Origin of the sequence: Streptomyces sp. NPDC091209 (genome assembly GCF_044757755.1) — a bacterium.
In the GTDB taxonomy this organism is placed as follows: Bacteria; Actinomycetota; Actinomycetes; order Streptomycetales; family Streptomycetaceae; genus Streptomyces.
In genome coordinates, this window is the sequence record NZ_JBIVVR010000002.1 from 35,541 (window position 1) to 60,732 (window position 25,192).

The 25,192-nt window shown below is 72.2% G+C and carries 24 protein-coding genes; 7 read left to right on the forward strand and 17 right to left on the reverse strand.

Annotation, left to right across the window (positions count from 1 at the left end; translation table 11 throughout):
• Positions 1-325 precede the first annotated feature (325 nt).
• Positions 326-1,114 (forward strand): SCO3374 family protein, encoded by a 789-nt coding sequence (locus ACIQRL_RS07150; protein ID WP_401328254.1) that lies wholly within the window; start codon positions 326-328, stop codon positions 1,112-1,114.
• Here the strand turns inward: ACIQRL_RS07150 and ACIQRL_RS07155 are convergent.
• The 10 genes from ACIQRL_RS07155 to ACIQRL_RS07200 all read right to left on the reverse strand — a co-directional run bounded on the left by ACIQRL_RS07155 (position 1,093) and on the right by ACIQRL_RS07200 (position 9,519).
• A complete protein-coding gene (locus tag ACIQRL_RS07155) occupies positions 1,093-1,428 on the reverse strand; it encodes an Lsr2 family protein (RefSeq protein WP_401328257.1) in 336 nt (111 codons plus the stop codon). The genes ACIQRL_RS07150 and ACIQRL_RS07155 overlap by 22 nt on opposite strands.
• Positions 1,429-1,655: 227 nt before the next feature.
• Positions 1,656-2,225: an amino-acid N-acetyltransferase gene (locus ACIQRL_RS07160; protein ID WP_401328260.1), complete on the reverse strand. Its 570-nt coding sequence runs from the start codon at positions 2,223-2,225 to the stop codon at positions 1,656-1,658.
• 9 nt (positions 2,226-2,234) lie between these two features.
• A complete protein-coding gene (locus ACIQRL_RS07165) occupies positions 2,235-2,651 on the reverse strand; it encodes a BlaI/MecI/CopY family transcriptional regulator (RefSeq protein WP_401329508.1) in 417 nt (138 codons plus the stop codon).
• A gap of 183 nt (positions 2,652-2,834) precedes the next feature.
• A complete protein-coding gene (locus ACIQRL_RS07170) occupies positions 2,835-3,020 on the reverse strand; it encodes a hypothetical protein (RefSeq protein WP_328554209.1) in 186 nt (61 codons plus the stop codon).
• A gap of 13 nt (positions 3,021-3,033) precedes the next feature.
• Entirely contained in the window at positions 3,034-3,630 is a 597-nt protein-coding gene (locus tag ACIQRL_RS07175; protein ID WP_401329511.1) for a hypothetical protein, read from the reverse strand.
• Between the two features lie 406 nt (positions 3,631-4,036).
• Entirely contained in the window at positions 4,037-4,834 is a 798-nt protein-coding gene (locus tag ACIQRL_RS07180; RefSeq protein ID WP_401328262.1) for a type III pantothenate kinase, read from the reverse strand.
• 8 nt (positions 4,835-4,842) lie between these two features.
• On the reverse strand, positions 4,843-5,820 hold the full coding sequence (gene nadC / locus ACIQRL_RS07185) for a carboxylating nicotinate-nucleotide diphosphorylase (RefSeq protein WP_401328265.1): 978 nt from the start codon (positions 5,818-5,820) through the stop codon (positions 4,843-4,845).
• Positions 5,821-5,825: 5 nt separating this feature from the next.
• The gene (locus tag ACIQRL_RS07190) at positions 5,826-7,595 is read right to left on the reverse strand and encodes an L-aspartate oxidase (protein ID WP_401328267.1); all 1,770 of its coding nucleotides are present in this window, start codon (positions 7,593-7,595) and stop codon (positions 5,826-5,828) included.
• Positions 7,592-8,584 (reverse strand): pantoate--beta-alanine ligase, encoded by a 993-nt coding sequence (panC, locus tag ACIQRL_RS07195; protein WP_401328270.1) that lies wholly within the window; start codon positions 8,582-8,584, stop codon positions 7,592-7,594. Before panC ends, ACIQRL_RS07190 begins: the two co-directional genes overlap by 4 nt.
• Positions 8,581-9,519 (reverse strand): Rossmann-like and DUF2520 domain-containing protein, encoded by a 939-nt coding sequence (locus ACIQRL_RS07200; protein ID WP_401328273.1) that lies wholly within the window; start codon positions 9,517-9,519, stop codon positions 8,581-8,583. The genes panC and ACIQRL_RS07200 overlap by 4 nt, the downstream gene beginning before the upstream one ends.
• A gap of 218 nt (positions 9,520-9,737) precedes the next feature.
• Here ACIQRL_RS07200 and ACIQRL_RS07205 point away from each other — a divergent pair, with 218 nt between their 5' ends.
• Positions 9,738-10,979, forward strand: coding sequence for a threonine aldolase family protein (locus ACIQRL_RS07205; RefSeq protein ID WP_401328275.1), 1,242 nt, complete (start codon positions 9,738-9,740; stop codon positions 10,977-10,979).
• A gap of 89 nt (positions 10,980-11,068) precedes the next feature.
• Here ACIQRL_RS07205 and ACIQRL_RS07210 read toward each other — a convergent pair whose 3' ends face one another.
• Positions 11,069-11,287 carry a hypothetical protein gene (locus tag ACIQRL_RS07210; RefSeq protein WP_401328278.1) on the reverse strand — a complete coding sequence of 73 codons (219 nt, stop codon included), beginning with the start codon at positions 11,285-11,287 and terminating at the stop codon, positions 11,069-11,071.
• Positions 11,288-11,456: 169 nt separating this feature from the next.
• On the opposite strand from ACIQRL_RS07210, the gene ACIQRL_RS07215 reads away from it, so the two are divergent.
• Positions 11,457-12,563 (forward strand): DUF5937 family protein, encoded by a 1,107-nt coding sequence (locus ACIQRL_RS07215; protein ID WP_401328280.1) that lies wholly within the window; start codon positions 11,457-11,459, stop codon positions 12,561-12,563.
• Positions 12,564-12,716: 153 nt separating this feature from the next.
• Here the strand turns inward: ACIQRL_RS07215 and ACIQRL_RS07220 are convergent, their stop codons facing one another.
• From ACIQRL_RS07220 to ACIQRL_RS07230, 3 genes are all read right to left on the reverse strand, one after another.
• Positions 12,717-13,349 (reverse strand): AAA family ATPase, encoded by a 633-nt coding sequence (locus ACIQRL_RS07220; protein WP_401328283.1) that lies wholly within the window; start codon positions 13,347-13,349, stop codon positions 12,717-12,719.
• 76 nt (positions 13,350-13,425) lie between these two features.
• A complete protein-coding gene (locus ACIQRL_RS07225; RefSeq protein WP_401328286.1) occupies positions 13,426-14,097 on the reverse strand; it encodes a response regulator in 672 nt (223 codons plus the stop codon).
• Positions 14,098-14,164: 67 nt separating this feature from the next.
• A complete protein-coding gene (locus ACIQRL_RS07230) occupies positions 14,165-15,370 on the reverse strand; it encodes a sensor histidine kinase (protein ID WP_401328289.1) in 1,206 nt (401 codons plus the stop codon).
• 118 nt (positions 15,371-15,488) lie between these two features.
• Here ACIQRL_RS07230 and ACIQRL_RS07235 point away from each other — a divergent pair, with 118 nt between their 5' ends.
• Positions 15,489-16,682 (forward strand): SAM-dependent methyltransferase, encoded by a 1,194-nt coding sequence (locus ACIQRL_RS07235; protein ID WP_401328292.1) that lies wholly within the window; start codon positions 15,489-15,491, stop codon positions 16,680-16,682.
• On the opposite strand, the gene ACIQRL_RS07240 is transcribed toward ACIQRL_RS07235, so the two are convergent.
• The gene (locus ACIQRL_RS07240) at positions 16,647-17,831 is read right to left on the reverse strand and encodes an NADH-quinone oxidoreductase subunit D (RefSeq protein WP_401328295.1); all 1,185 of its coding nucleotides are present in this window, start codon (positions 17,829-17,831) and stop codon (positions 16,647-16,649) included. The two genes, ACIQRL_RS07235 and ACIQRL_RS07240, sit on opposite strands and share 36 nt — an antisense overlap.
• Between ACIQRL_RS07240 and ACIQRL_RS07245 the strand changes: the two genes are divergently transcribed.
• Both ACIQRL_RS07245 and ACIQRL_RS07250 read left to right on the forward strand, forming a co-directional pair.
• The gene (locus ACIQRL_RS07245; RefSeq protein ID WP_401328297.1) at positions 17,830-18,333 is read left to right on the forward strand and encodes a PH domain-containing protein; all 504 of its coding nucleotides are present in this window, start codon (positions 17,830-17,832) and stop codon (positions 18,331-18,333) included. The two genes, ACIQRL_RS07240 and ACIQRL_RS07245, sit on opposite strands and share 2 nt — an antisense overlap.
• Positions 18,334-18,410: 77 nt before the next feature.
• On the forward strand, positions 18,411-19,730 hold the full coding sequence (locus tag ACIQRL_RS07250) for a PH domain-containing protein (RefSeq protein WP_401329514.1): 1,320 nt from the start codon (positions 18,411-18,413) through the stop codon (positions 19,728-19,730).
• A gap of 99 nt (positions 19,731-19,829) precedes the next feature.
• Here ACIQRL_RS07250 and ACIQRL_RS07255 read toward each other — a convergent pair whose 3' ends face one another.
• Together ACIQRL_RS07255 and ACIQRL_RS07260 are read right to left on the reverse strand one after the other, a co-directional pair.
• A complete protein-coding gene (locus ACIQRL_RS07255; protein WP_401328300.1) occupies positions 19,830-21,590 on the reverse strand; it encodes a hypothetical protein in 1,761 nt (586 codons plus the stop codon).
• Positions 21,591-21,918: 328 nt separating this feature from the next.
• On the reverse strand, positions 21,919-23,049 hold the full coding sequence (locus tag ACIQRL_RS07260) for an alpha/beta hydrolase (protein WP_401328303.1): 1,131 nt from the start codon (positions 23,047-23,049) through the stop codon (positions 21,919-21,921).
• A 199-nt stretch (positions 23,050-23,248) separates the two neighbouring features.
• Here ACIQRL_RS07260 and ACIQRL_RS07265 point away from each other — a divergent pair, with 199 nt between their 5' ends.
• On the forward strand, positions 23,249-25,078 hold the full coding sequence (locus ACIQRL_RS07265) for a phosphatidylglycerol lysyltransferase domain-containing protein (protein ID WP_401328305.1): 1,830 nt from the start codon (positions 23,249-23,251) through the stop codon (positions 25,076-25,078).
• The last annotated feature ends 114 nt before the right edge of the window (positions 25,079-25,192 follow it).

Consider the following 25,192-nt stretch of genomic DNA (forward strand, 5'->3'; position numbering starts at 1 on the left):
CCGTCCTTGGCCTCCTGACCCCGAACGCCGACATCTGCTCCAACCTGATGGTGCGAGACGATGTTCCCGCAGGCCAGGCAGATACCCTCTCCCGCTGTACGCCGATGGCGAACGTGAGATGCCCGAGCCGTGCGTGTCGCCCCTCCCACTAGGGATGTCTTACCCGTACGCACGGACACTCCATGCCGCGCGCACCGGTTCCCTCAGCTACGGGCGAACATCCATGCCCGGCCGAACGCTCCCGCACGCCCCTCTTCCCGGAACTCTGTGCGTTCGCTTAAATGCCCAGCGTAACTCCGGGGCTCTTGTGGCGGTTGCTCGTTGCATGGTTTCCACCGTCCCTGTCGCTCGTCGGCCGTTCGATCCCGGTGATCCGGTCGATCCGGTGCACCAGTGGTACGAGAACGAACTGGGATGGGCGGCAGTGCCCGGGTCGCCGGTACGGCTCGTCACGGGGCTGCGCTTCGACGTCCTGGAGGTGCCCGCGGAGGCGGGATTCGCGGCGCTTCGGCATCTGGGGCCCGCCTCTCCGGTGGCGCTGCACGGGGAGCGGATGCGGCTGCTGGTGGCCGCCGGAAGCGCGGAGGAGCTGCCGGGGCTGCTCGACTGGCTGGAATGGGGCGCTCTCGCGCTGGATCTCACGGCGATCGGCGCGGACGGAAGCATCGAGGCTCCCCCACCGCCGGATCTCGGCGTCCCGGTGGCGCGGGAGCGCGGAACGGTGACGCCGGCACGGGACCGCGCAGCCGGCTCCGCGGCGCCGGGCTTCGGGGCTCCGGCCTCGCCGGGCCCCCGTGCTCCGCGGCCGGCCGGATGCGGGGACCGGCCCGAGGACCCGTCCGAGGACCACCCGCGAGCCCGTCCCGAGGACCGACTCCTGACCGGTCCGGAAACGCAGAGGGGCCCACGAGGGGCCGCCCGCTGGCTGCGCCCCCCGGAGCCCGGCCGCGAGGTGGAGCCGGAACTGCCGACGCTGTCGGCGCTGGGTGGCAGGGCCGTCGGCGGGGGCGTTGGGGGCGCCCCCGATCTCGTACGACTGGTGCAGACGATGGCGACACAGTGCCATCGGATGAGGCTGCGCCGAGCGTGCGCTCAGCCGTTGGCCTTCTCGTAGGCCTCGCGAATGGACGCGGGAACGCGGCCGCGGTCGTTGACCTCGTAGTCGTTCTCCTTGGCCCAGGCGCGGATCTGCGCCGTGTCCTGGCTGCCACCGGAAGCGGCGCGGGCCTTTCCGCGTCCGCCCGAAGCACGGCCTCCGGTACGACGGCCACCCTTCACGTAGGGGTCGAGAAGGCCACGGAGCTTGTCCGCATTGGCGGTCGTGAGATCGATTTCGTACGTCTTGCCGTCCAACGCGAACGTCACCGTCTCGTCCGCCTCGCCACCGTCGAGGTCGTCGACAAGAAGGACCTGAACCTTCTGTGCCACCGGATTTCCTTTCATCGATAACTTCAGGGCAAGGAGGGCCCGCGGCGTCCGCCGTTTCGCCGTCCCTTGTTATATGCAGTACTGCAGTACGTCGGAAAGCAAACCGCTTTTGCTGGAAAAACACAAACCCCTGGCAGAGACTCACTGGACACCGCCCGCCCGGAAACGTGCGCGTTTCGGACATAGGGAACGTGGGCAACGCACTCCGCCGGAATAGCCGGGGGCGATCACAGATGCAGAAGCATCCGGCTGTTGCCCAAGGTGTTCGGTTTCACCCGTTCGAGACCGAGGAACTCCGCCACGCCCTCGTCATAGGAACGCAGGAGCTCGGCGTAGACATCGGTGTCGACGGGTGTCTCACCGATCTCCACGAAGCCGTGCTTCGCGAAGAAGCCGACTTCGAAGGTCAGACAGAAAACCCGTCGAACGCCGAGCCACCGAGCGGTCTGCAGCAACTTCTCCAGCAACTGATGACCGACGCCCAGGCCCTTGACCACGGGGTTCACCGCGAGAGTGCGGACTTCCGCGAGGTCTTCCCACATCACATGCAGGGCGCCACAGCCGACCACCTCGGCGTTGTCGTCGCGTTCCGCGACCCAGAACTCCTGGATGTCCTCGTAAAGGGTGACCGTGGGTTTGTCGAGCAGGATACGGCGGCGCACGTTCGCGTCGAGGAGTCGGCGTACCGCCGCGACATCGCCGGTCCTGGCCCGCCGGACGGTGACGGCTTTCGCGGTGACTTCGGGATGCTGCGCCGGAAGCTCTGCCGGAACCTCCGCGGGATGCTCTGCTGGCATGAGCGGACGCTATCGCCCGGAGGCGCCCCCGTCGGCGGCGGGGTTCTCCTCGGAGGGCTCGGGCACCGGTGGCCTTTCGGCGGCTTCGGGGGCTTGGGGTTCGGGCCCTTGCACCATGCGTACGGCATCCCTGAGCGCGACCCGCTGTTCCTCGCTCATCATCCCGAAGAAGGCGACGAGAGCGGCCGCCGGGTTGTCGCTCTGCGACCAGGCGTCGTTCATCAGGGCCGCCGAGTAGGCGGCGCGTGTGGAGACGGCCTCATATCGATAGGCCCGGCCTTCCGCCTCGCGACGCACCCAGCCCTTCTGATGGAGATTGTCCAAAACGGTCATCACCGTGGTGTACGCGATGGACCGTTCCTGTTGAAGGTCTTCCAGGACTTCCCGAACGGTCACCGGGCGGTTCCACTTCCACACCCGCGTCATGACCGCGTCTTCGAGTTCTCCCAATGGGCGAGGCACAGTTCAGAACAATAGTGGGAGATGGTCAACAAAAAGGGCGTACGACTCGAAGAACGTATGAAACGTCCGAGTCGTACGCCGATGACAGCGCCCGCCGGCGCGGGACTGCCGTACGCCGAAGGGTGTTCGCGGGGCCGCCCGGGGGGCTCAGGCCCCGGCGTCCTTGGGGGCCGAGGCCTGCTGGGCGGCCTCCACGCGCGCGAGGGCGGCGTCGACGACACCGTCCTCCTTGGCCTTGTTGGCCCCGCCCTGACTCTTCACGATCGTCACGATGAGCCCGATGAAGAACACGGCCATCACTACCGGGGGCACGAGCGCGGAGACATAGTCCATGGCTCCAGAGTAGCTAGCCCGCCGCGAGCTGCTGCGGCGGGTTCGCCGGAGGCGGTCCTGGCTTGCGCCGCGGCGGGAAGACCTCGCCCGGGGTGGGGATGGGACGGTCCGGGCGCGGCGTCCCGACCGGCGGCTGGGACTGCGGTTTCGGCTCGGGTTTCTTGTCGGGCTCCCCGGCGGCACGACCCCCGGGCAGGGCCAGCAGCCGGGTGCGGGACGAGGGGACCGAGGCGACCACGCGGCCCGCGAGCCGGGCGCGCACGTCCTGCTCGGCGAGGACCCGGCAGCGGTCCAGGAGCGCGGCCGCGGTGGGGTTGCCGCGCAGCGCGCGGAGCGCGGCGAGGTCGTCCGGGTTCGGCCGGTAGCCGGAGGTGAGGACCTCCTCCAGGAGAACGAGGTAGCCGGCGGCGGTGCCCGGCAGCGCGGCCCGGTACCGGGTGAGGTCGGCCAGCAGGAAGGCCCGGAGCCTGGCTCCCTCACGAGCCGCCTCGTCGACGGACTCGGCGAGGCGGAGGCAGTCCTGGACGTCCTCGGCCGAGACGGGACTGGGGTGCAGGGCGAGGGCGAGGGCACGACGGAGCACACGCAGCTCCTCCGCACCGAACGCCATACCGCCGTGGGATCCGTAGGGCGTGGGCATGCGGCGACGATACGCGCTAATCAGACAAAATCCGCATAGCGGTAGAAATGTGGCGCGTCCTGCTTTCGTGGAGTCACGTCCCCGGGACGCGCCGTCGCCGGAACGCCCCGACCGAGAACAGCGGGCCGAGAACAGCGGGGCCGAGAACACCGTGCCTGACAACGCCGTGCCTGAGAACGCCAGGACCGAGAACGCCGGGACCGAGAACTCCGTGACCGAGAGACGCCGTCGACCACGGAATGCAGGCCATGGAATTCCGAATCGGATTCCGGAAGGACCCCCACCGTCGGCCACCGCCCGCCGAAATCGACGCCGAAGGGGCCCCGCGTTCGCGGGGCCCCTTCGGTTCCGGCTCCATCAAGCGCGCGGGCGGAGCTCACATGCGCGAGACGTTCCGCTCGTACACCAGGCGCAGCCCGATCAGCGTCAGCCACGGCTCGTGCTCGTCGATCACCGAGGACTCGCCGAGGACCATCGGAGCCAGCCCGCCCGTGGCGATGACGGTCACGTCCTCGGGGTCGTCGGCGAGCTCGCGCGCCATCCGGGTCACGACCCCGTCGACCTGGCCCGCGAACCCGTAGATGATGCCGGACTGCATCGCCTCGACGGTGTTCTTGCCGATCACCGCGCGCGGCCGCGCCACCTCGATCTTCCGGAGCTGCGCGCCCCGGACGCCGAGCGCCTCGACGGAGATCTCGATGCCGGGGGCGATGACGCCGCCGACGTACTCGCCCCGCGCGCTGACCGCGTCGAACGTGGTCGCGGTACCGAAGTCGACGACGATCGCCGGTCCGCCGTACAGCTCGACGGCCGCCACGGCGTTGATGATCCGGTCGGCGCCGACCTCCTTGGGATTGTCCGTGAGGATCGGCACGCCCGTCTTGACGCCGGGTTCGACGAGGACGGCGGGGACATCGCCGTAGTAGCGCCGCGTCACCTCGCGCAGCTCGTGGAGCACGGAGGGCACGGTGGCGCAGATCGCGATGCCGTCGATGCCGTCGCCGAGCTCCTCGCCGAGCAGCGGGTGCATGCCCATGAGGCCCTGGAGCAGCACGGCGAGCTCGTCGGCGGTCCGGCGCGAGTCGGTGGAGATGCGCCAGTGTTCGACGATCTCCTCCCCGTCGAAGAGGCCGAGGACCGTGTGGGTGTTGCCTACGTCGATGGTCAGCAGCATGGTCGCGGTTACTCCGCCGCTCGCAGGTCGAGACCGATGTCGAGGATCGGGGAGGAGTGCGTGAGCGCGCCCACGGCCAGGAAGTCGACGCCCGTGCGCGCGTACGCGGCGGCGTTGTCGAGGGTGAGCCGCCCGGACGCCTCCAGGAGGGCCCGGCCCTCGACGACGCCCACCGCCTCCTCGCACTCCAGGGGCGTGAAGTTGTCCAGCAGGATCAGGTCGGCGCCCGCGTCCACGACCTCGCGGAGCTGGTGCAGGGTGTCGACCTCGACCTCGACCGGGACCTCCGGGAACATCTCCCGTACGGCCTTGAAGGCCTGTGCCACGCCGCCCGCGGCGACCACGTGGTTGTCCTTGACCAGCGCGGCGTCGGCGAGCGACATGCGGTGGTTGACGCCGCCGCCGCAGCGCACCGCGAACTTCTCCAGGGAGCGCAGACCCGGCGTCGTCTTGCGGGTGTCCCGCACCCGGGTCTTGGTGCCCTCCAGGGCGTCCGCCCACGCGCGCGTGGCGGTCGCGATGCCGGACAGGCGGCACAGGAGGTTGAGGGCGCTGCGTTCGGCCGTCAGCAGGTCGCGGGTGCGCGTGGTGACGGTCAGCAGCTTCTGGCCGGCCTCGACGCGGTCGCCGTCGTCGACGTGCCGCTCGACCTCGAACTCGTCGGTGCAGATCACGGAGATGACCGCCTCGGCGACCCGCAGACCCGCGACCACGCCCGCGTCCCGGGCGGTGAAGTCGCCGGTGGAGACGGCGTCCTCGGGGATGGTCGCGACCGTCGTCACGTCCACCCCGTGGTCGAGGTCCTCCTGGATCGCCACGTTCGCGATGTCCTCGACCTCCAGGGGGTCGAGACCGGCGTCGGCGAGGAGCTGGGCTAGCGCGGGATCGAGGCCGCACTCCATGTACGCCTCGTCCGTGTCGGCGCCGCAGCCGCAGCCGTCGCCGCAGCCGCCGCTCTGGGCGAGGGGAAGGTCGTGGGTGCTCACTTCGGTCACTGCTCCTGGGGACGGGACTGGGGCGCCGCGTGGGGCTGCCGGGATGTCGGGGGGAAGTCTGCGGTATCGGTGGTCCGGACCGCGAGCGTCCGGTCGGGATTCAGCCGTACGACGATGTGACGGCGCCACCGGGCGTCGTCCCGGTCGGCGTGGTCCTCGCGCCAGTGGCAGCCCCGGGTCTCCTCGCGCTGGAGGGCGGCGGCGACCAGGACACGGGCCACGCACAGCAGGTTGGTGGCCTCCCAGGTGTCGACGCCGGGCTCGGAGGTCTTGCCGTTCTCGTCGAGGGCGTCCCGCGCGTCGGTGTGCAGCCGCTGGAGCTGGTCGGCCGCGGTCGCGAGGGACTCGGCGGAGCGCAGCACACCGGCGCCCACGGTCATGATCCGCTGGATCGCGAACCGGTCCTCGGGGGCGAGCAGCGGGTGCGCGGGCTTCTCGGGGTGCGGGACGGGTTCGGGCACGCGCGCGTGGAGACCGTCCTCGGCGTGGCTCGCCACGATGTCGGCGGCGATCCGCTCTGCGTAGACAAGGCCTTCGAGAAGCGAGTTGGAGGCGAGCCGGTTGGCGCCGTGGACGCCCGTGCAGGCGACCTCGCCGCACGCGTACAGGCCAGGGACCGTGGTGCGGCCCCGGGCGTCGGTCCGTACGCCTCCGGAGGCGTAGTGCGCCGCGGGGGCGACCGGGACGGGCTCGGTCACCGGGTCGATGCCGTTGGCGCGGCAGGCGGCCAGGATCGTGGGGAAGCGGTGCTCCCACATGTCGGCGCCGAAGTGCCGGGCGTCGAGGAACATGTGCTCGGCGTCCTGCTCCTGCATCCGGCGCGTGATGCCCTTGGCGACGATGTCCCGGGGCGCCAGCTCGGCCAGTTCGTGCTGGCCCACCATGAAGCGCACGCCGTCACCGTCGACCAGATGGGCGCCCTCGCCGCGTACCGCCTCGGAGACCAGCGGCTGCTGGCCCTCCGCGTCCGGCCCGAGGAACAGCACGGTCGGGTGGAACTGCACGAATTCGAGGTCGGAGATCTCGGCGCCCGCGCGCAGGGCGAGGGCCACACCGTCGCCCGTGGAGACCGACGGGTTGGTGGTCGCGGAGTAGACCTGGCCCATGCCGCCCGTCGCGAGGACCACGGCGGGGGCGTGCACGGCGCCCACCCCGTCGTGCTGGCCCTCTCCCATGACGTGCAGGGTCACGCCCGCGGTGCGGCCGTCGGCGTCCGTGAGGAGGTCGAGGACGAGCGCGTTCTCGACCGTGCGCAGGCCCCGCGCGCGGACCGCCTCGACGAGGGCCCGGGAGATCTCGGCGCCGGTCGCGTCACCGCCGGCGTGCGCGATGCGGCGCCGGTGGTGGCCGCCCTCGCGGGTGAGTTCGAGCCTGCCCTCGGAGGACTCGTCGAAGTGGGCGCCGGTCTCGATGAGCCGGCGGACGGCGTCGGGGCCCTCGGTGACGAGGATGCGTACGGCCTCCTCGTCGCACAGGCCCGCGCCCGCCACCAGGGTGTCGTCGAGGTGCTGCTCGGGGGTGTCGCCCTCGCCGAGGGCGGCGGCGACGCCGCCCTGGGCCCAGCGCGTGGAACCGTCGTCCAGGCGCGCCTTGGTGACGACGACGGTCCTCAGCCCGGCCGCCTGGCAGCGCAGCGCCGCGGTGAGACCGGCGACGCCGGATCCGACGATCACGACGTCCGCGGTGAGGGACCAGCCGGGGGCGGGCGCGTGCAGTCGTATGCCGGTGCCCTTGGCTGTGTCTGAACCTGTGCCATTGCCGGTCACGAGGCGGCTCCGAAGGTGAGGGGGATGTTGTCGATCAGCCGGGTCGTCCCGACCCGGGCGGCGACGGCGAGGACCGCCTCGCCGGTGAAGTCGTCCGGGATCTCCGTGAAGTCGGAGGGGTCGACGAGAGCGAGATAGTCCAGGACCAGCGGCGGCTTCAGGCGGGCCGCCTCCTCCAGGACCAGCCGGGCCGCCGAGCGGACGCCGCCCGGCCAGCCGGGGACGGCCTTCGCGACGGCGTGCGCGTCGGCCGCGGCCCGCGACTCGCCTATGGCGCTCAGTGCCTCGGCACGCGCGCGTGTGGCGGGCACTTCGAGGGCCCGCGCGCGCAGCGCCTCCTGGGCCGCGTGCCGGTCGCGGCCCGCGAACAGGGCCTGCGAGAGGGCGAGCGCGGTGCGCCGCTCCTCGGCCGAGAGGTAGCGGTTGCGGCTGGAGAGGGCGAGTCCGTCCTCCTCGCGCACGGTGGGGACGCCGGCGATCTCCACGCCGAAGTTCAGGTCGCGCGCCATGCGCCGGATCAGGGCGAGCTGCTGGGCGTCCTTCTGGCCGAACAGCGCCACATCGGGCCGGGTGAGGTGCAGCAGCTTGGCGACGACGGTGAGCATGCCGTCGAAGTGGCCGGGCCGCACGGAACCCTCCAGACGCTCGCCCATCGGTCCCGCGGAGATCCGGACCTGGGGCTCGCCGCCGGGGTAGACCTCCTCGACGGCAGGGGCGAACACCACGTCCGCGCCCGCCTGTTCGGCGATCTTCAGGTCGGCGTCGAGCGTGCGCGGGTAGCGGTCGAGGTCCTCGCCCTGACCGAACTGAAGGGGGTTCACGAAGACCGTCACGACCACTTCGCCCCCCTCGCCCGCGACCTCGCGGGCGGTGCGGATCAAGGTGGCGTGACCCTCGTGGAGGGCGCCCATGGTCATCACCACGGCTCTGCGGCCGGTCCGGGCCCGCGCGGACAGTTCGTCGGCGGTACGCAGCAGGGCGGTGGTCATCGGGCGTCTCCCTCGGTCCCCTGGGTCCCGTCCGTCCCGTCGGCGAGAACCCCCAGGAGGTCCTCGGCGAGTTCCGGCTTGAGCAGTCCGTGGGCGAGCGCGCGGTCGGCGGTCGCGCGGGCCATGGCCAGATAGCCGGCGACGGTCTGCGGGGCGTGCTCGCGCAGTTCGGCGACGTGCGCGGCGACCGTGCCCGCGTCCCCGCGCGCCACGGGTCCGGTCAGGGCCGCGTCGCCCGACCTGAGCGCGTTGTCCAGAGCGGCGCCGAGCAGCGGGCCCAGCATCCGGTCGGGGGCCTCCACACCGGCCGTGCGCAGCAGCTCCATCGACTCGGCGACCAGGGTCACCAGGTGGTTGGCACCGAGCGCGAGGGCCGCGTGGTAGAGCGGCCGGGACTCCTCGGCGATCCACTCGGGCTCGCCGCCCATCTCGATCACGAGGGCCTCGGCGGCCAGCCGGAGCTGCTCGGGCGCGGTGACCCCGAAGGAGCATCCGGCGAGCCGCTGGACGTCGACGGGGGTCCCCGTGAACGTCATCGCGGGATGCAGCGCGAGCGGCAGGGCGCCCGCCCTGAGGGCCGGGTCGAGCACCCGCGTGCCGTACCGCCCTGAGGTGTGCACCATGAGCTGGCCGGGGCGGACGGCGCCCGTCTCGGCGAGCCCTTCGGCGAGCCCGGGGAGAGCGTCGTCCGGAACGGTCAGCAGCACGAGGTCGGCGCGCTCCAGGACCTGCGCCGGGGACACCAGCGGCACGTCGGGCAGGAGCTGCGCGGCCCGCCGCCTGGAGGCGTCGGAGACGCCGGAGACGGCCACCGGGCGGTGTCCGGCGAGCTGGAGCGCCGCGGCGAGCGCGGGTCCGACGCGGCCGGCGCCGACGACGCCGACGGTCAGCCGCGCGGGGCGGTCCTTGGGCTCTGTCTGGGGATACGTACTCACTCGACGGCGGCCTTCCGTTCCAGTCCGCTCCGGGTACCGGACGATTTCTCGTCATGTTAACGCGATTGGTTCGGGGGCAGTTCGGCCGTCCACAGGCTGTGGGTTTCCGCAGGCCGCGGGCACCCGACCTGCACCGACCGCGTGAACGAGATTTCCGCAGGTCACCGGCGCACGGAAATCGCGTGACCGACCGGGCCGGCTCGGGACATCATCCTGGGATGAGTGATACGGCGGCACGAAGCGGTACGGAGCCTGCGGAACGGGCCGGGGAGGAGACGGCCGCGTCGTCTCCCGAGGAGGAGCGGGCGGAGCGGTCTCCCGACCAGGAGCGGTTCGAGCGGCGCGTGGCCGCCTGGAAGGCGGCCGAGCGGGTGCTGTGGCGGCCCGGCCACCAGCAGACGCTCCGCGAGCGCCTGGCCTGGCTGAGCGAGGCGGCAGGCGAGGTGTACGACCTCGACGAGCGGGTCGACATGTACGGCGACGGCCTCGTCGAGGCTCTGGAGGAGCGGGTCGCCGCGCTGCTGGGCATGGAGGCGGCGGCCTTCTTCCCGACGGGGACCATGGCCCAGCAGGTCGCCCTGCGCTGCTGGGCGGGCCGGACCGGGGACACGACCGTGGCGCTGCACCCCCTCAACCACCCCGAAGTCCATGAGCGGCAGGCGTTCAGCCAGGTCAGCGGCCTGCGTCCGGTCCGTCTGACGAACGAGCCCCGGATGCCGACCGCCGAGGAGGTGCGGGACTTCCCCGAGCCGTTCGGAGCGCTGCTGCTGGAGCTGCCCCTCAGGGACGCCGGTTTCGTCCTGCCCACCTGGGAGGAGCTCACCGAGGTCGTGGAGGCCGCCCGGGAGCGCGACGCGGTGGTCCACTTCGACGGGGCCCGGCTGTGGGAGTGCACCCCGCACTTCGACCGCCCCCTGAACGAGATCGCGGGCCTCGCGGACAGCGTGTACGTCTCGTTCTACAAGTCGCTCGGCGGCTTCGGCGGTGCCGCCGTCGCGGGGCCGAAGACGCTCGTGGACGAGGCGAAGACCTGGCGGCACCGGTACGGCGGCATGATCATCCAGCAGTTCCCGACCGTCCTGTCGGCACTGATCGGCCTGGAGCGGGAGCTGCCCCGGCTGCCGGACTACGTCGCCCACGCGCGCGTGGTGGCCCGCGCCCTGCGCGAGGGCCTCACAGAGGCAGGGGTCCCGTGGGTCCGCGTCCACCCGGAGGAGCCGCACACCCACGAGTTCCAGATCTGGCTGCCGTACGAGCCGGACGTCCTCGGGGACGCGGCGCTGCGGCACGTCGAGGAGACGGGGACGGGCCTCTTCGCCCAGGGCTGGAACCGGGGCGGCCCCGGACTCGCGTACACCGAGGTCACGGTGGCCGGTCCGGCTCTGGAGTGGACGGCGGACGACGTGAAGGCGGCGGTGCGGACGTTCGTGGAGCGACTGCCGGACGGGATCACCGGATAGCCCGGGATCACCTGGACGGCACGGCATCACCGGACAGCTCGCGACGACCGGACGGCTCGGCATCACCGGACGGCTCGGGGGCGAAGACCTCAGTGGGCCGGGTGCCGGCGCTGTCCGTGCAGCCACCGCCTCAGGGCGCCGCGTATCCGGCCGTGGGCCGGGTGTCCGGCCACGACGGCCCGGAACTGCCGGTAGTCGCGCAGCTCCCGCGCGACCTCCCAGTCGTGGCTGCCGGGTGCCGGAGGTGCCGCTTCCCCGTGCCGCGAGGCCCGGTAGGTGTCCAGGAGGTACTGCTGGGTGATGCTCATGACCGATCGCCTCTCGGGACGAGGGATGGGATCCGTAGGCCCCGCGCGGACTGCCCCGGTCGTCCCAGGTTGCGCCCGATCGCACCTGATCACAACGGCTGCCGCCCCGATTGACGGTCACCGTCAATCGACGGCGGCCGTTGTCGGTGGCGCGGTGCACCATGGGGACATGAGCGTGCACATCGACATCGGCGGGCTGCGGCCGGAGCGGATCGCCGTCGTGCCCTCGCCGCTGGCCGAGCTGGGGATGGCGCTGCACGCACTGGCCGAACCGGCACACCACCCCGGACTGCAGGGCTGGGTGACGGGGGTGACGGCCGGGCTCGATCCCCATCTCGCGGACCGGATGTGCGAGGCGGACTTCCTCTGGCGTACGACGTTCTCGGACCTGTTCCTGGCGTGTGCGGGCGTCCCGGGCGGGGCCTCGCTGCCGGGCGCGACGCTCGCCGAGGACCTGGACCTGCTGGACAAGCTCACGGACGAGCAGTTCGTGGACGCGGCCCTGGAGTTCACCTGCGCGCTGGCCTACAGCTCCGAGGGGCCGCACGCGCTCTCCGACCCCGAGGTGCGGCGGCGCGCCGTCGATCTGGCCGCCTCGCGCGGGCCGCAGCAGACACGGTTCACCGAGCGGCTGCTGACGGACCCGCCGGGCGTGCGGGCCTGGCTGCGGCAGTTCCTGGAGGACTGCGACGAGGCCTTCTTCGCCGAGACCTGGTCCCGGCTGCGCCAGCCGCTCGCCGCGGAGGCCCGGCACAAGACGGATCTGCTCCGGCACAAGGGCCTGTCCGAGGCGCTGGCCTCCGTGTCGTCCGCCCTGTCCCTGGACGAGGGGGCGCGGCGCATCACCGTCGACAAGCTGACCGAGGGGCGCACGGTCACGGCGGACAGCGGTCTGCTCCTCGTCCCCACCAGCCTCGGCCGCCCGCACCTGATGGTGCTGTACCGGTACCGGTGGCAGCCGGTGCTGCACTACCCGGTCAGCTCTCCCGAGCTCGCCGCCCCGCCCTCCGTCGAGCAGCTCACGCTGCGGATGGCCGCCCTGTCCCACCCGGTCCGGATGCGCATCTGCCGCCACCTGGCCCGCAGCGCCTACACCACCGGCGAGCTGGCCCAGGCGCACGGCATGACCGCACCGGAGATATCCCGGCACCTGAGCGTGCTCAAGAAGGCGGGCCTGATCACCACGCGGCGCCGCGGCCGATACGTGCTGCACCAGCTCGACGTCGGCGTGGTGGCCCGGCTGGGCAGCGATTTCCTGGAGGGCATCCTGCGTTAGGGCCCGGCGTCGGCGCGCGGGCACACCGATGCGGGCACAGGGGCACAGGGCACGCCGGAACACCGCTCCCCCGGCACGCGGGCGCCGCCCAAGCGCGGGGACGCACCCACGCCCTCGGCGCGTACGGCCGGCTCATCGGCGCGTACGGCCGGCTCAGTCGAAGCGGATGTGGCGCGCGCTCGTCCACGCTCGCCGCAGACGTCCGCGCAGGGCCCCGTCCCGGTTCGGCGTGAGCGTCAGTCCCGCGAGGACCGCTATGCGGTCGGCGGTCTTGGCGACCGTCGTCTGGTCGGTCCACAGATGCTCGGCGAACTCCGGCTCGCGCAGCCGCTCCAGGCAGTGGTCGAGCTGCTGCACGGCCCAGCTCTCGCGCCGCAGCGGAGCGTCCTTTCCGGCGACGTAGCGCAGAAGCTGCCCGAAGCCGCGCTCGCGCAGCCGCCCCAGTACGGTCTCGCGCTCGGCCAGCAGCGCGAAGTGCCGTACGTCGTGGCCCAGTTCACGCAGCCGTCCGACCGTCTCCGCGAAGTACACGGGGTTCGTGACCGTCATGGGAGCGATGACCACACCGTCCCGCTTGCCGAGCGCGAGGTCGAGCACCTCGACGACGCCCTGCCGCCAGGTCACCAAGTCCTGGAAGTCGCCGCGGAGTTCGGGCGGAAGCATGCGGCGCAGGCCGAAGCCGGCGTGTTCCGGATCGCAGATGACGCTGCCGGGCAGCCGGCGCTGGATCTCGTGTGCGGTCTGTGTCTTGCCGCCCCCGAAGGGGCCGTTGATCCACAGGAGCATGGGCAGACCCTAGTGGGCGCCGGTCACGTCCCGGTCACGCTCCCGCCCCGGCCGTCAGCCGGGAGCCGACGGGGCGTCAGCCGAGACCGCCCGCGCGGACGAGCCCCGTCTCGTAGGCGAGCACGACCACCTGGACCCGGTCGCGCAGCCCCAGCTTGGTGAGGATGCGCCCGACGTGGGTCTTCACGGTGGCCTCGGAGAGGACGAGGCGGGCCGCGATCTCCCCGTTGGACAGGCCCTGCGCGACAAGGATCATGACCTCGCGCTCACGCTCGGTGAGCCGCTCGAGACCCTTGTGCTGGGGCTCCCTGCCCGCGTTGGGCAGCAGCGGCGCGAACCGGTCGAGCAGACGCCGGGTGGTGGACGGCGCGACCACGGCGTCGCCGCTGTGCACGGACCGGATGGCGGCGAGCAGTTCGCCCGGGGGCACGTCCTTGAGCATGAAGCCGGAGGCGCCGGCCTTCAGTCCGGAGAAGGCGTACTCGTCGAGGTCGAAGGTGGTGAGGATCAGCACCTTCGGCGGGTTCGGGTCCGAGCAGATGCGGCGGGTGGTCTCCACGCCGTCCAGCTTGGGCATGCGGACGTCCATCAGGACAACGTCGACCTCGGTGGCGCTCAGTACCTGCAGGGCCTCGACGCCGTCGCCCGCCTCGGCCACGACCTCCATGTCCGGCTGGGCGGCGAGCACCATCCGGAAGCCGGTGCGCAGCAGCACCTGGTCGTCGACGAGCATCACGCGGATCGCCATCGGGGGCCTTTCACTTCGTAAGGATCATTCGGGGGAATCATTCGTAAGGATCGGGTGTGTACAGGTGTCAGTGGGCCGCCTTGAGCGGCAGCAGGGCGCTGATGCGGAAGCCTCCGCCCGGCCGCGGTCCCGCGTCCAGGGTGCCGCCGACCATGCCGACGCGCTCGCGCATACCGATCAGGCCGTGGCCCTGCCCGTCGGAGCCGCCCTCCTCGTACAGCTCGTGGGGCGCGCCCGTGCCGTCGTCCTCGACGAGCAGACCGAGGCCGTCGTCGAAGTAGACCAGGCGGACGCTCGCACCCGCGTTCGGTCCCCCGTGCTTGCGGGTGTTGGTGAGCGCCTCCTGCACGATGCGGTACGCCGTGAGCTCCACGCCGCTGGGCAGCGGGCGCGGGGTGCCCTCCACCTTGAAGTCGACGGGGAGTCCGGAGGTGCGGCACTGCTCGATGAGGTCGTCGAGCTGTTCGACGTCCGGCTGCGGCACGTACTCGCCGCCCTCCTGGTGCTCGCCGGTGCGCAGGACGCCGAGCAGCCGGCGCATCTCGGCGAGGGCCTGGCGGCCGGTCCCCGAGATGGTCTCCAGCGCCTTGCGGGCCTGGTCCGGGGCGGTGTCCATGACATACGCGGCGCCGTCGGCCTGGACCACCATCACCGAGACGTTGTGCGCGACCACGTCGTGCAGCTCGCGCGCGATCCGGGCGCGCTCGGCGGCGACCGCGACCTTGGCCTGCGCCTCGCGCTCCTTCTCCAGACGGGCGGCACGCTCCTCCAGTTGCGCGAGGTAGGCGCGGCGGGTGCGGATCGAGTCGCCGAGCACCCAGGCGAGCGCGAACGGAACGGTCTGGAAGATCGCTATGAGGACACCGCCGAGACCACCGGTCTCGTGCGTGGGCCAGCGGATCTGGGAGAGCGTGCCCGCGCACAGCCCGCCGATCAGCGCGAACCGGGAGGCCCAGCGGGCGCCGTCCGCGGCGACGGTGTAGATGATCACCAGCATCGCGAAGTCCTCGGGCGCCGAGGGGACGTCCAGGACGAGCTGGGCGAGGCCTGCCGCCACGGCCAGGATCAGCATCTTCTCGGGCATACGGCGGCGCAGCGCGACGACCAGGCTCATGACGACGGCGATCGGGAGCGCCGCGGCGACCGACCCCCGCTGGTCCGCGGCTCCGTTGACATTGCTGATGCTCACCCCGGAGATCCCGAGCAGGGCGACGGCCCAGAAGCTGTCGACCCATGTCGGGTACCTGCGGAGAAAGTCATAGAGGCGCTGCACGTAACCCAGAGTAGGGAAGCGTGCAGCGTGCAGGGGTCAGCCGGAGGATCGATCCGGGACCGCCCCTCGTACTCCCCAAGGTGGAGGCCCCCCGCTCCGGGACGCTTAGCCTGGCCCGGTGGAATGTGCGGCGACGGGCGAGTGGCGTGGGTGGCGCGAGGCTACGGAGGAGGCGCTGTACGGCCCCTCCGGCTTCTACCGGAGGCCCGAGGGACCGGCGGGACACTTCAGGACCTCGGTGCACGCGTCGCCGTTGTTCGCGGGCGCCGTGGCGCGGCTGCTGTGCCGTGTCGACGCGGCGCTCGGCCGCCCGGAGGCGCTGGCCTTCGTCGACATGGCGGCCGGCCGCGGCGAGCTGGTGACCGGCGTCCTGGCCGCCCTCCCCGCCGACGTGGCCTCCCGCGCGCGCGGGTACGCGGTCGAGCTGGCCGGGCGGCCGGCCGGTCTCGACCCGCGGATCGCGTGGCTCGCCGAGCCCCCGCAGGGGGTCACCGGGCTGCTGTTCGCCAACGAGTGGCTGGACAACGTGCCCGTGGACGTCGCCGAGGTCGGCCCGGACGGAGTGCCGCGACGGGTCCTCGTACGCGGCGACGGAGCCGAGCGTCTCGGGGAGGCCGTCACCGGGGCGGACGCGCGGTGGCTGCGGACCTGGTGGTGGCCGCCGGCCGGAGCGCGGCCCGGCCGCACCCCGGCACCGGGAGCGTGGCCGGCCGGCACGGCCCCACAGGAAGCACAGGAAGCACCGGACGCTCAGGGAGCGCGCAGGTCTCCCGAAGAGCCCCCCGTGCCCGCCGAGGGCGCCCGTGCCGAGATCGGGCTCCCCCGGGACCTCGCCTGGGCCTCCGCCGTGTCCACGCTCGACCGGGGTCTCGCCGTCGCCGTGGACTACGCGCACTTCGCGGGCGGACGGCCGCCCTTCGGGACGCTCACCGGTTTCCTGGAGGGGCGCGAGACGGCGCCGGTGCCGGACGGGTCGTGCGACATCACCGCGCATGTGGCGCTCGACGCGTGCGCGCTGCCCGGGGCACGCGTGGTGACCCAGCGCGCGGCACTGCGCGCGCTGGGCGTGAGCGGCGCGCGTCCCCCGCTCGCCCTGGCCTCGACGGACCCGGCCGCCTATGTGCGCGCCCTGGCGGGCGCCGGCGCGGCGGCGGAACTCACCGCGCCGGGCGGGCTGGGCGGCTTCGGCTGGCTGCTCCAGCCCGTCGGCCTCCCCGACGTGCTCCGGGACACCCCGGACGCTCCGGACGCCGGGAACGCCGTCCTGCGCGATGCCCTACTTGTCGATGTCCCCGACCACGAAGAACAGTGACCCCAGGATCGCCACCATGTCCGCGACCAGCGTCCCGGGCAGCAGTTCGGTGAGCGCCTGGATGTTGTTGAAGGAGGCGGAGCGCAGCTTCAGCCGGTACGGGGTCTTCTCGCCCTTGCTGACGAGGTAGTAGCCGTTGATGCCGAGCGGGTTCTCGGTCCAGGCGTACGTGTGCCCCTCGGGCGCCTTCAGGACCTTCGGCAGGCGCTGGTTGATCGGGCCGGGCGGCAGCTCGGCGAGCCGGTCGAGGCAGGCGTCCGCGAGGTCCAGGGCGACGTGCGTCTGCTCCAGGAGGCACTCGAAGCGGGCCAGACAGTCGCCCTCCTCGCGCGTGACGACCCTCAAGGTGTCCTGGAGCTCGCCGTACGCGAGGTAGGGCTCGTCGCGGCGCAGGTCGAAGTCGACACCGGAGGCGCGCGCGATGGGGCCGCTGACGCCGTACGCGTGCACGGCCCGCGCGGAGAGGACGCCCACACCGCGCGTACGCCCCCGGAAGATCTCGTTGCCGAGCACCAGGTCGTCGTACACGCCCATCCGCGAGCGCAGCGCGGCGACGCAGGCACGCGCGCGTGTGGTCCATCCGGCCGGGAGGTCCTCCTTGAGGCCGCCGACGCGGTTGAACATGTAGTGCATGCGCCCGCCGGAGACCTCCTCCATGACGTGCTGGAGTTCCTCGCGCTCCGTGAAGGCGTAGAAGATCGGGGTGATCCCGCCCAGCTCCAGGGGGTACGAGCCGAGGAACATCAGATGGTTCAGGACGCGGTTGAGCTCCGCCAGGAGTGTGCGCGTCCACACCGCGCGCGCGGGGACCTCCATGCCGAGCATCCGCTCCACGGCCAGGACGACACCCAGCTCGTTCGAGAAGGCGGACAGCCAGTCGTGACGGTTGGCGAGCATGATGATCTGGCGGTAGTCACGCGCCTCGAAGAGCTTCTCCGCGCCGCGGTGCATATAGCCGATGACCGGCTCCGCGTGCTGGATCCGCTCGCCGTCGAGGACGAGCCGCAGGCGCAGCACGCCATGGGTCGAGGGGTGCTGGGGGCCGATGTTGAGCACCATGTCGGTGCTCTCGGCAGCGCCGCCGATACCGACCATGGTCTCCGTCGTGGGAGTCATGGGCACAGTCTCTCGTACGTACGCTTGCGTCATGGAGACGGGGAGCACGCGGACCGACGAGAGCGCGACGGGGGAGCCGGTCTGGACCGGGCTGCCTCCGGGGCTGCTGCGGATGCGACGGCTGTTGCTGGTGGTGTGGCTGGGACTCCTGACGATCGCCGTCGGACTGCTCCTCGCCGTGTTCGCCGGTCCGCGCTGGGCGGCCTTCGCGCTGCTGCCGGTCGCGCTGGCCGCGTGGGGCTGGCGCATGCTGGGGCGCAACTGGCGCTCCTGGCGGTACGCCGAACGCGCGGACGACCTGCTGATCAGCCGGGGTGTGCTGTGGCGTGAGGAGACCGTGGTGCCGTACGGGCGCATGCAGCTCGTCGAGGTGACCTCCGGGCCTCTCGAACGCCATTTCGGGCTCGCCGGCGTGCAGCTGCACACGGCCGCCGCGGCGACCGACGCGCGCATCCCGGGGCTCGACCCGGCCGAGGCCGAGCGGCTGCGGGACCGGCTGACCGAACTCGGCGAGGCACGATCGGCGGGACTGTGAGCGCGGACTCCCCGGCCTCCCCCGACTCCCCGGGGCACCCGTCCGCCACGGCCGGCGTTCCCTCCGGCACGGCGGCCCTGCCGGACGGCGACAGCTCCGTACGGGAGGAACAGCCGCTGTCCGAGCGGCGGTTGCACCCCGTGACCCCGTTCCGGCGCGCCTGGGCACCGGTCGCCGTGCTCGCCGGCTGGGCCGTCCACGACCCCAGCCAGGCGCAGGAACAGCTCACCAGACTCACCACGACCGCGCTGCTCCTCGGACTCGCCGTGATCGTCCCGGGCGCCGCCCTCTACGGCTTCCTGAGCTGGTGGTTCACCCACTTCGCGGTGACCGACACCGAACTGCGCATCCGTACCGGCCTGTTGTTCCGCCGCACCGCGCACATCCGGCTCGAAAGGCTGCAGGCCGTCGACATCACCCAGCCGCTGCTGGCCCGTGTCGCGGGCGTCGCCAAGCTCAAGCTCGATGTCGTCGGGGCGGACAAGAAGGACGAACTGGCCTACCTGGGCGAGGGCGAGGCCCGGCGGCTGCGGGCCGAACTCCTCGCCCGGGCCGCCGGGTTCGCGCCCGAGGCCGCCCGCGAGGTGGGCGAGGCACCGGTCCGCCGGCTGCTGCACGTCCCGCCCGGCGTCCTCGCCGCCTCCCTGCTGCTCACCGGCGCCACCTGGGGCTCGCTGGCCGCCGCCCTCGTCGTGCCCACCCTGCTGTGGCTCGCCACGCACAGCGTGTGGACGGTCCTCGCGACCGGACTGCCGCTGCTCGGCGCGGCGGGCGCGAGCAGCGTGGGGCGGTTCGTCGGCGAGTACGACTGGACGGTGGGCGAGTCGCCCGACGGCCTCCGTATCGACCACGGGCTCCTGGACCGTACGCACGAGACGGTGCCGCCCGGACGCGTGCAGACCGTACGGATCGTCGAACCCCTGCTGTGGCGGGGCAGATGGGTGCGCGTCGAGCTGGACGTGGCCGGGTCGTCGAACTCGGTCCTCGTGCCCGTCGCTCCGCGCGAGGTCGCCGAGGCCGTGATCGCCGCGGTGCTCCCCGGGGTGACCGTTCCGGCGTCCCTGGACCGGCCGCCGCGGCGGGCCGGCTGGTGCGTGCCGTTCTGGTGGCGCGGGTACGGACTCGCCGTCACCGACACGGTCTTCGCGGCCCGCCGCGGGCTGCTGCGGCGCCGCCTCTCCCTCGTCCCGCACGCGAAGGCGCAGAGCGTACGGCTGACCCAGGGGCCCTGGCAGCGCTTCAAGGGACTCGCCGACGTCCACATCGACGCCGGCGCCGGCAAGACGGTGTCGGCACGGCTGCGCGATGCCGCGGAGGCGAGGAAGTTGCTCCAGGCGCAGGCGGACCGGTCCCGCACGGGACGGCGGGAGGCCCGGCCGGACCGGTGGATGGCCTGAGGCCCGCTCAGGGTGAGGGCCGTGGCGGCGTAACGCGGTGAGGGCAGTGGCAACCGCCACTGCCCTCACCGCGTTACGTCCGCCCGGCGAGCGGGTGGTTCAGGACACCGCGCTCCGCAGCCCCGTCATGTTGATGTGCTCGGTCTCGTCGTGCGCGGTCAGGTCGATGACCTGGCGGTCGGCACCGCGCGAGGCCTCGCTCGCGGGCTTGAACCCGGACTCGGCCTCGGCCTTGTGCAACGCGAGCGCCTCCTGGCCGACCACATCGGCCAGGTCCTCGTTCTGCATGGCCTCCATGGCGGCGGCGTCGGACGCCTCCTTCTGCGTACCGAAGAAGTCGAACCCTCCCTCGACCGAGGGGCGTCGCACCGGCGCGGTGTGCGGGACGACGGCCACCGCCGTCGGCACGGTGAAGTGCCCGGACCGCTGGGCGGGCTTGGCGGGATGCGGCGCCCGCACCGGCTGTGCCACCTCGGCCCGGGGGGACGTGGTGGACGTACCGGACGGGGCGGGCTGCGTCGGCTCGGCCTCGGCGGCCGCGCGCTGATGCTCGCCGACCGCCTCGGGCTTCCCCTGCGCCCCACCCGCCTCCGCGACGGACGCCGCGGACGGACCCGTCTCGGTGGCCGAAGCACCCTTCGGGGCCTCGCCGTTCGCGACCGCGTCCTTCGCCGCGACCAGTTCCTTCGTCGCCACGAGTTCCTTCGTCGCGACCGCGCCCTTCTGCATCGCCGCGCGCTTCTTCGCGGCCGCATCCCGCTTGACGGCCGCGTCGAGCGCGGACCCACGGCGGGCGGACACGCTGTTCGGGGACTCGGCCGTCGCCGGGTCGGCGTCGGGTGCGGCAGCCGGGACGGCGTCGTCGGGGTCGGGATCCGCATCGGGCTCCGCGTCCGGCAGCGCGAGGGCCACGGACCCCGAGACCGTCCTGGCCTTGGCCTTGGCACCCTCGGCCTCTTGAGCGCTGCCCCCGATCCGGCTCAGCGCCGCTCCGGCCCGCAGGAAGAGCGACGACCCGGCCGGGGAGAAGACCTCGGGAGACTCGTCCGTTCCGGCCTCTGCCTCGACCTCGGCCTCGGCGCCGGACTCCGCCGGCGCCTCCGCGTCCGCTTCGAGGGAGTCCGTGTCGTCGTCGGGCGCCATGAAGGCCTCGATGGCCTCCGCCCCGCTCACGGCGACGGACAGCGCGCCCCGGGACCCTCCCGACGCTTCGGTTTCCTCCGGCTCGCCCGACGCGTCGGGTTCGTCGGACGTCTCTACGGCCTCGGGCGTGTCCGGCGCGTCCACCGCTTCGGGGGAGTCCGTCACGTCCGGGGAATCCGGCGTGTCGGGGGAGTCGGGCGTGTCGGTGGTCTCCACCGCGTCCGGAGCCGTCCGCGCGGCCGGCAGGGCGCGGGCCGGCACCGAGGCCTCTATGGCGAGCTGCCGACGCCCCTCCAGGGCCGTCGCCCGCTCCGTCTCCGCCGTGGCGTACCGCCGCAGCAGCGCCGCGTGCTCATTGCGCAGGCCGGCCAGTTCGGTGCGCTTGGCGCGCAGCTTCTGCTCCAGCTTGACGCGCAGTTCGCGCGACTCGTCGAGGTCTGTCTCCAGTTCGGCGATGCGCTCCTCATGGCGCCACTCGTCGCTCGCCCGCGCGCGCGTGAGGTCGGCGACGCGTTTGCCCGCCGAGGTGTCCCATTGGCGCATGACGACCGCACCGGCGACCGCCGTCACCGCGGCAGCCGCGGCCAGGACACGGAGCGCGAACGCATCCGTGAACAGCCAGGGCCCTACGGCGCAGACGAGCGACACGCCGGCGATCGCCGAAGGAGGCAGCACCCTGTGCAAGGGCGGGGAATGGCGGTGGCGTCCACGTGGCATGGCCAGAAACTTACCGCGCGTAGGCGAATCTTGGTGCCCCACACGGTAAAAACACAGTCACCCCGGAACCTTTGTCCTGTACCAACCGTCGACAGAACACACCGCTTGTGCCGCAAGGCCCGTCACGTCCCCCGGTCACGCCGGCTCCTCGATCAATTCCGACGGCTCCGGACGGTTCACCGAATCGGAATCATCGAGGCGCGACATTTCCCCGAGGGGCGACATTTCTCCGTGCCGAGCACCCTAATTCGTCCGCTCGGCGCGTCGGGGCCGGCACGAGCCGACGCGCCGGTACCGCACGGTCGGAGTCCTGGCGGCGCGGCACCCGTCAGCGCTCGCTCAGCCGCCCGCTGATCCACTGCAGTGTCCCCGGGATCTCCCGCCGCCAGGTGTTGAAGTTGTGGCCGCCGCTGTCGAGGATGATCGACGAGATCCTGGTGAGCCGTCTGGACTTCACCAGGTCTATGAAGTCCAGCGTGGCCTTGTAGTTGGATTCACCCGTCCTGCTGCTGCTGACGAGCAGTGAGGTGTCGGGCGCGGGCTTGTTCTTCAGGTACCAGCGCAGGTCGGCGGCATTGCGCAATGCCTTGTCGCCGCGGAAGAGGTCGCCCGTCGTGCGGTCGATCGGCGCCTTGTAGTACGGCGACAGGCCGGCGCCCGCGGCGTACACCCCGGGGTGGTGGAGGGCGAGTTTGAGGGCGCAGTATCCGCCCGTCGAATCGCCGACGATGCCCCAGCTCCTGGGGTTTCGGCCCACCCTGTAGTGGTCCGATACGGCCTCGGGGAGATCCTTGGCGAAGAACGACTCGGTCTGCGGACCGCCGGGAATGTCCACGCACTCGGTGTCCCGCGGGGGAGCGACGGTCGGCCGCAGCATGACGAGGATCATCGGCTGGATCCTGCCGTTCCTGACCAAACGATTCGCCGTCTGCGGGAAGTGCAGAGCCTTGACGAGCGCCTGGGCGGTGCCGGGATAGCCGGTCAGCACGGTGACGGCCGGGAACGTACGGGTGCGGTACTGCGGCTGGAAGTACTCGGGCGGCAGGTAGACATACGCGGGTGAGGCGATACGGGTCGTACGGCCGACGATGTCGATCTTCTGGATCTGGCCGCCGGTCTGCGGCCGGGCCCCGCCCGAGACGGCCACCTGCTCGGTGTCCAGCACCTGGAGGGGGCCGCCGCCCGGACCGCCCGCGCCGTTGTGGTCGACGACCACACCCTCGCCCTTCTCCCGGCCGAGGAGATCCGCCCAGCTGGCGTAGAACCCGAACGCCTGGTTGGCGCACAGGCCGATCGAGGCGAACAGCGTCACCTGGGTGGCCAGCAGCAGCCCCACACGCCCGCTGACGGACCACCAGGTGCTCCGGGCGAGCCGCGGCCACCACCACACCGTGCCGATGAACAGCAGCACGGCGATCAGGATCACCAATGCCAGCACTTTGTTGCTCGTGAGACCCATGGGTTGTTCCGCCTGCGCTTTCCGTCCGGGTCCGTCCCGCTCATTGGCGAGGCCTTGCCCTGGACTTTCCTTGCCTTTTGAACCGGCTTTCCGGAAGGGAGTGAACCTGTCCCCCCAAGACACCGTCCTAGAGGGCGCAATGTCGCCGGATGCCGGAATGGCACCGGATTCAAGGTCTCTCGCAGAACCACGGGATGCGATGTCTGTCAGGATAGATGGGGAATTGTCGGGTGGGGTTCCAGGCCGAACAGGACGGACGCGGCGCATACTCCGCGGTCCGAGCCCGGAGGCCGTCCCCGCCCTGGTCGCCAGGGCCTGCACCCTCGTAGGTCTGCTGGACATCGCCGCGGGCGTCTTCCCGCGCTTCCGTCACAGCCGTATGCACGCCCTGGCCGAGGTGCTGCCCGGCGCGTTCGGGCCCTTCGCCGCGGCGCTGTCGCTCAGCGCGGGCGTGCTCCTGCTGCTGCTCGCCCACGGGCTGCGCCGCCGCAAGCGCAGGGCGTGGCGCGCCGCGGTCCTGCTGCTCCCCGCGGGTGCCGTCGCGCAGTTCGCGTACCGCCACTCGGTCATCGGCGTCGTCATCTCGGCCGCGCTGCTCGCACCGCTGCTGCGCAACCGCGGCGAGTTCGCGGCGCTGCCCGATCCGCGCAGCCGCTGGCGCGCGCTCGCCAACTTCGTGCTCATGGGTGCCGGTTCCCTCGCCCTCGGACTCGTCATCGTCAGCGTCCACGAGGACCGCATGATCGGCGACCCGAGCCTGGCCGACCGCATCAGCCACGTCCTGTACGGCCTGGTCGGCTTCGAAGGCCCCGTCGACTACGCAGGACCCACCTCCTGGACCGTCGCCTTCTCCCTCGGCGCGCTCGGCTGGCTGACCGCCGTCACCACCATCTATTTCGCCTTCCGGCCCGAACACCCCGCCGCCCGCCTCACGGAGGACGACGAGGCCCGGCTGCGCGTCCTCCTGGACAAGCACGGCGCCCGGGACTCCCTCGGCCACTTCGCGCTCCGTCGCGACAAGGCGGTCGTCTTCTCGCCCAGCGGGAAGGCGGCGGTCACCTACCGGGTCGTCTCCGGGGTGATGCTCGCCAGCGGTGACCCCATCGGCGACGTGGAGGCCTGGCCCGGCGCGATCGAACGCTTCATGGACGAGGCCAGGGCGCACTCCTGGACGCCCGCCGTCATGGGCTGCTCCGAGACGGGCGGCGAGGTGTGGACCCGCGAAACCGGCCTCGACGCCCTCGAACTGGGGGACGAGGCGGTGGTGGATGTCGCGGATTTCTCCCTGTCCGGGCGCGCGATGCGGAACGTGCGCCAGATGGTCAAGCGCATCGAACGCGCTGGCTACGAGACCCGGGTACGGCGCATCCGTGACCTCGGCGAAGGAGAACTGGACCGGATACGGCGGGCCGCCGAGGACTGGCGCGGCACCGACACCGAGCGCGGTTTCTCCATGGCGCTCGGCCGGATCGGCGACCCGTCCGACGGCGACTGTCTGATCGCCACCGCGCACAAGGCCGACGACCGGCCCGGCCCGTACGGCGACCTGAAGGCCGTCCTGCACTTCGTCCCGTGGGGTGCGGACGGCGTGTCGCTCGACCTCATGCGCCGCGACCGCGCCGCCGACCCCGGCATGAACGAACTCCTCATCGTGGCGGCGCTCCAGGCGTCACCCCGCCTCGGCATCGAGCGGATCTCGCTCAACTTCGCGATGTTCCGCTCGGCGCTCGCCCGCGGCGAGAAGATCGGCGCCGGGCCCGTGCTGCGCGCCTGGCGCGGACTGCTGGTGTTCCTGTCCCGCTGGTTCCAGATCGAGTCGCTGTACAAGTTCAACGCCAAGTTCAACCCGCGCTGGGAGCCGCGCTTCGTCGTCTACGCCGCTTCCCGCGACCTCCCCCGCATCGGCCTCGCCGCCATGCAGGCCGAGGGCTTCGTCAACCTCGCCCTGCCCCGGATCCTGCGCCGCCGCACACCGGCCCCGCGGCCCTGCGCGCACACACCGGCGGAGCGGGACATGAGGCCCGCGTAGCCGGCCTGCCGGGCGGTGCCCCGAAGCGACGCCCTCGGGCCCTCGCACGAGAGGCACCGCCTCCCGGCCGGAGGCCCCGGCGGATTCCTCCCGGCCGCAGGCCCCGCCGCGAGG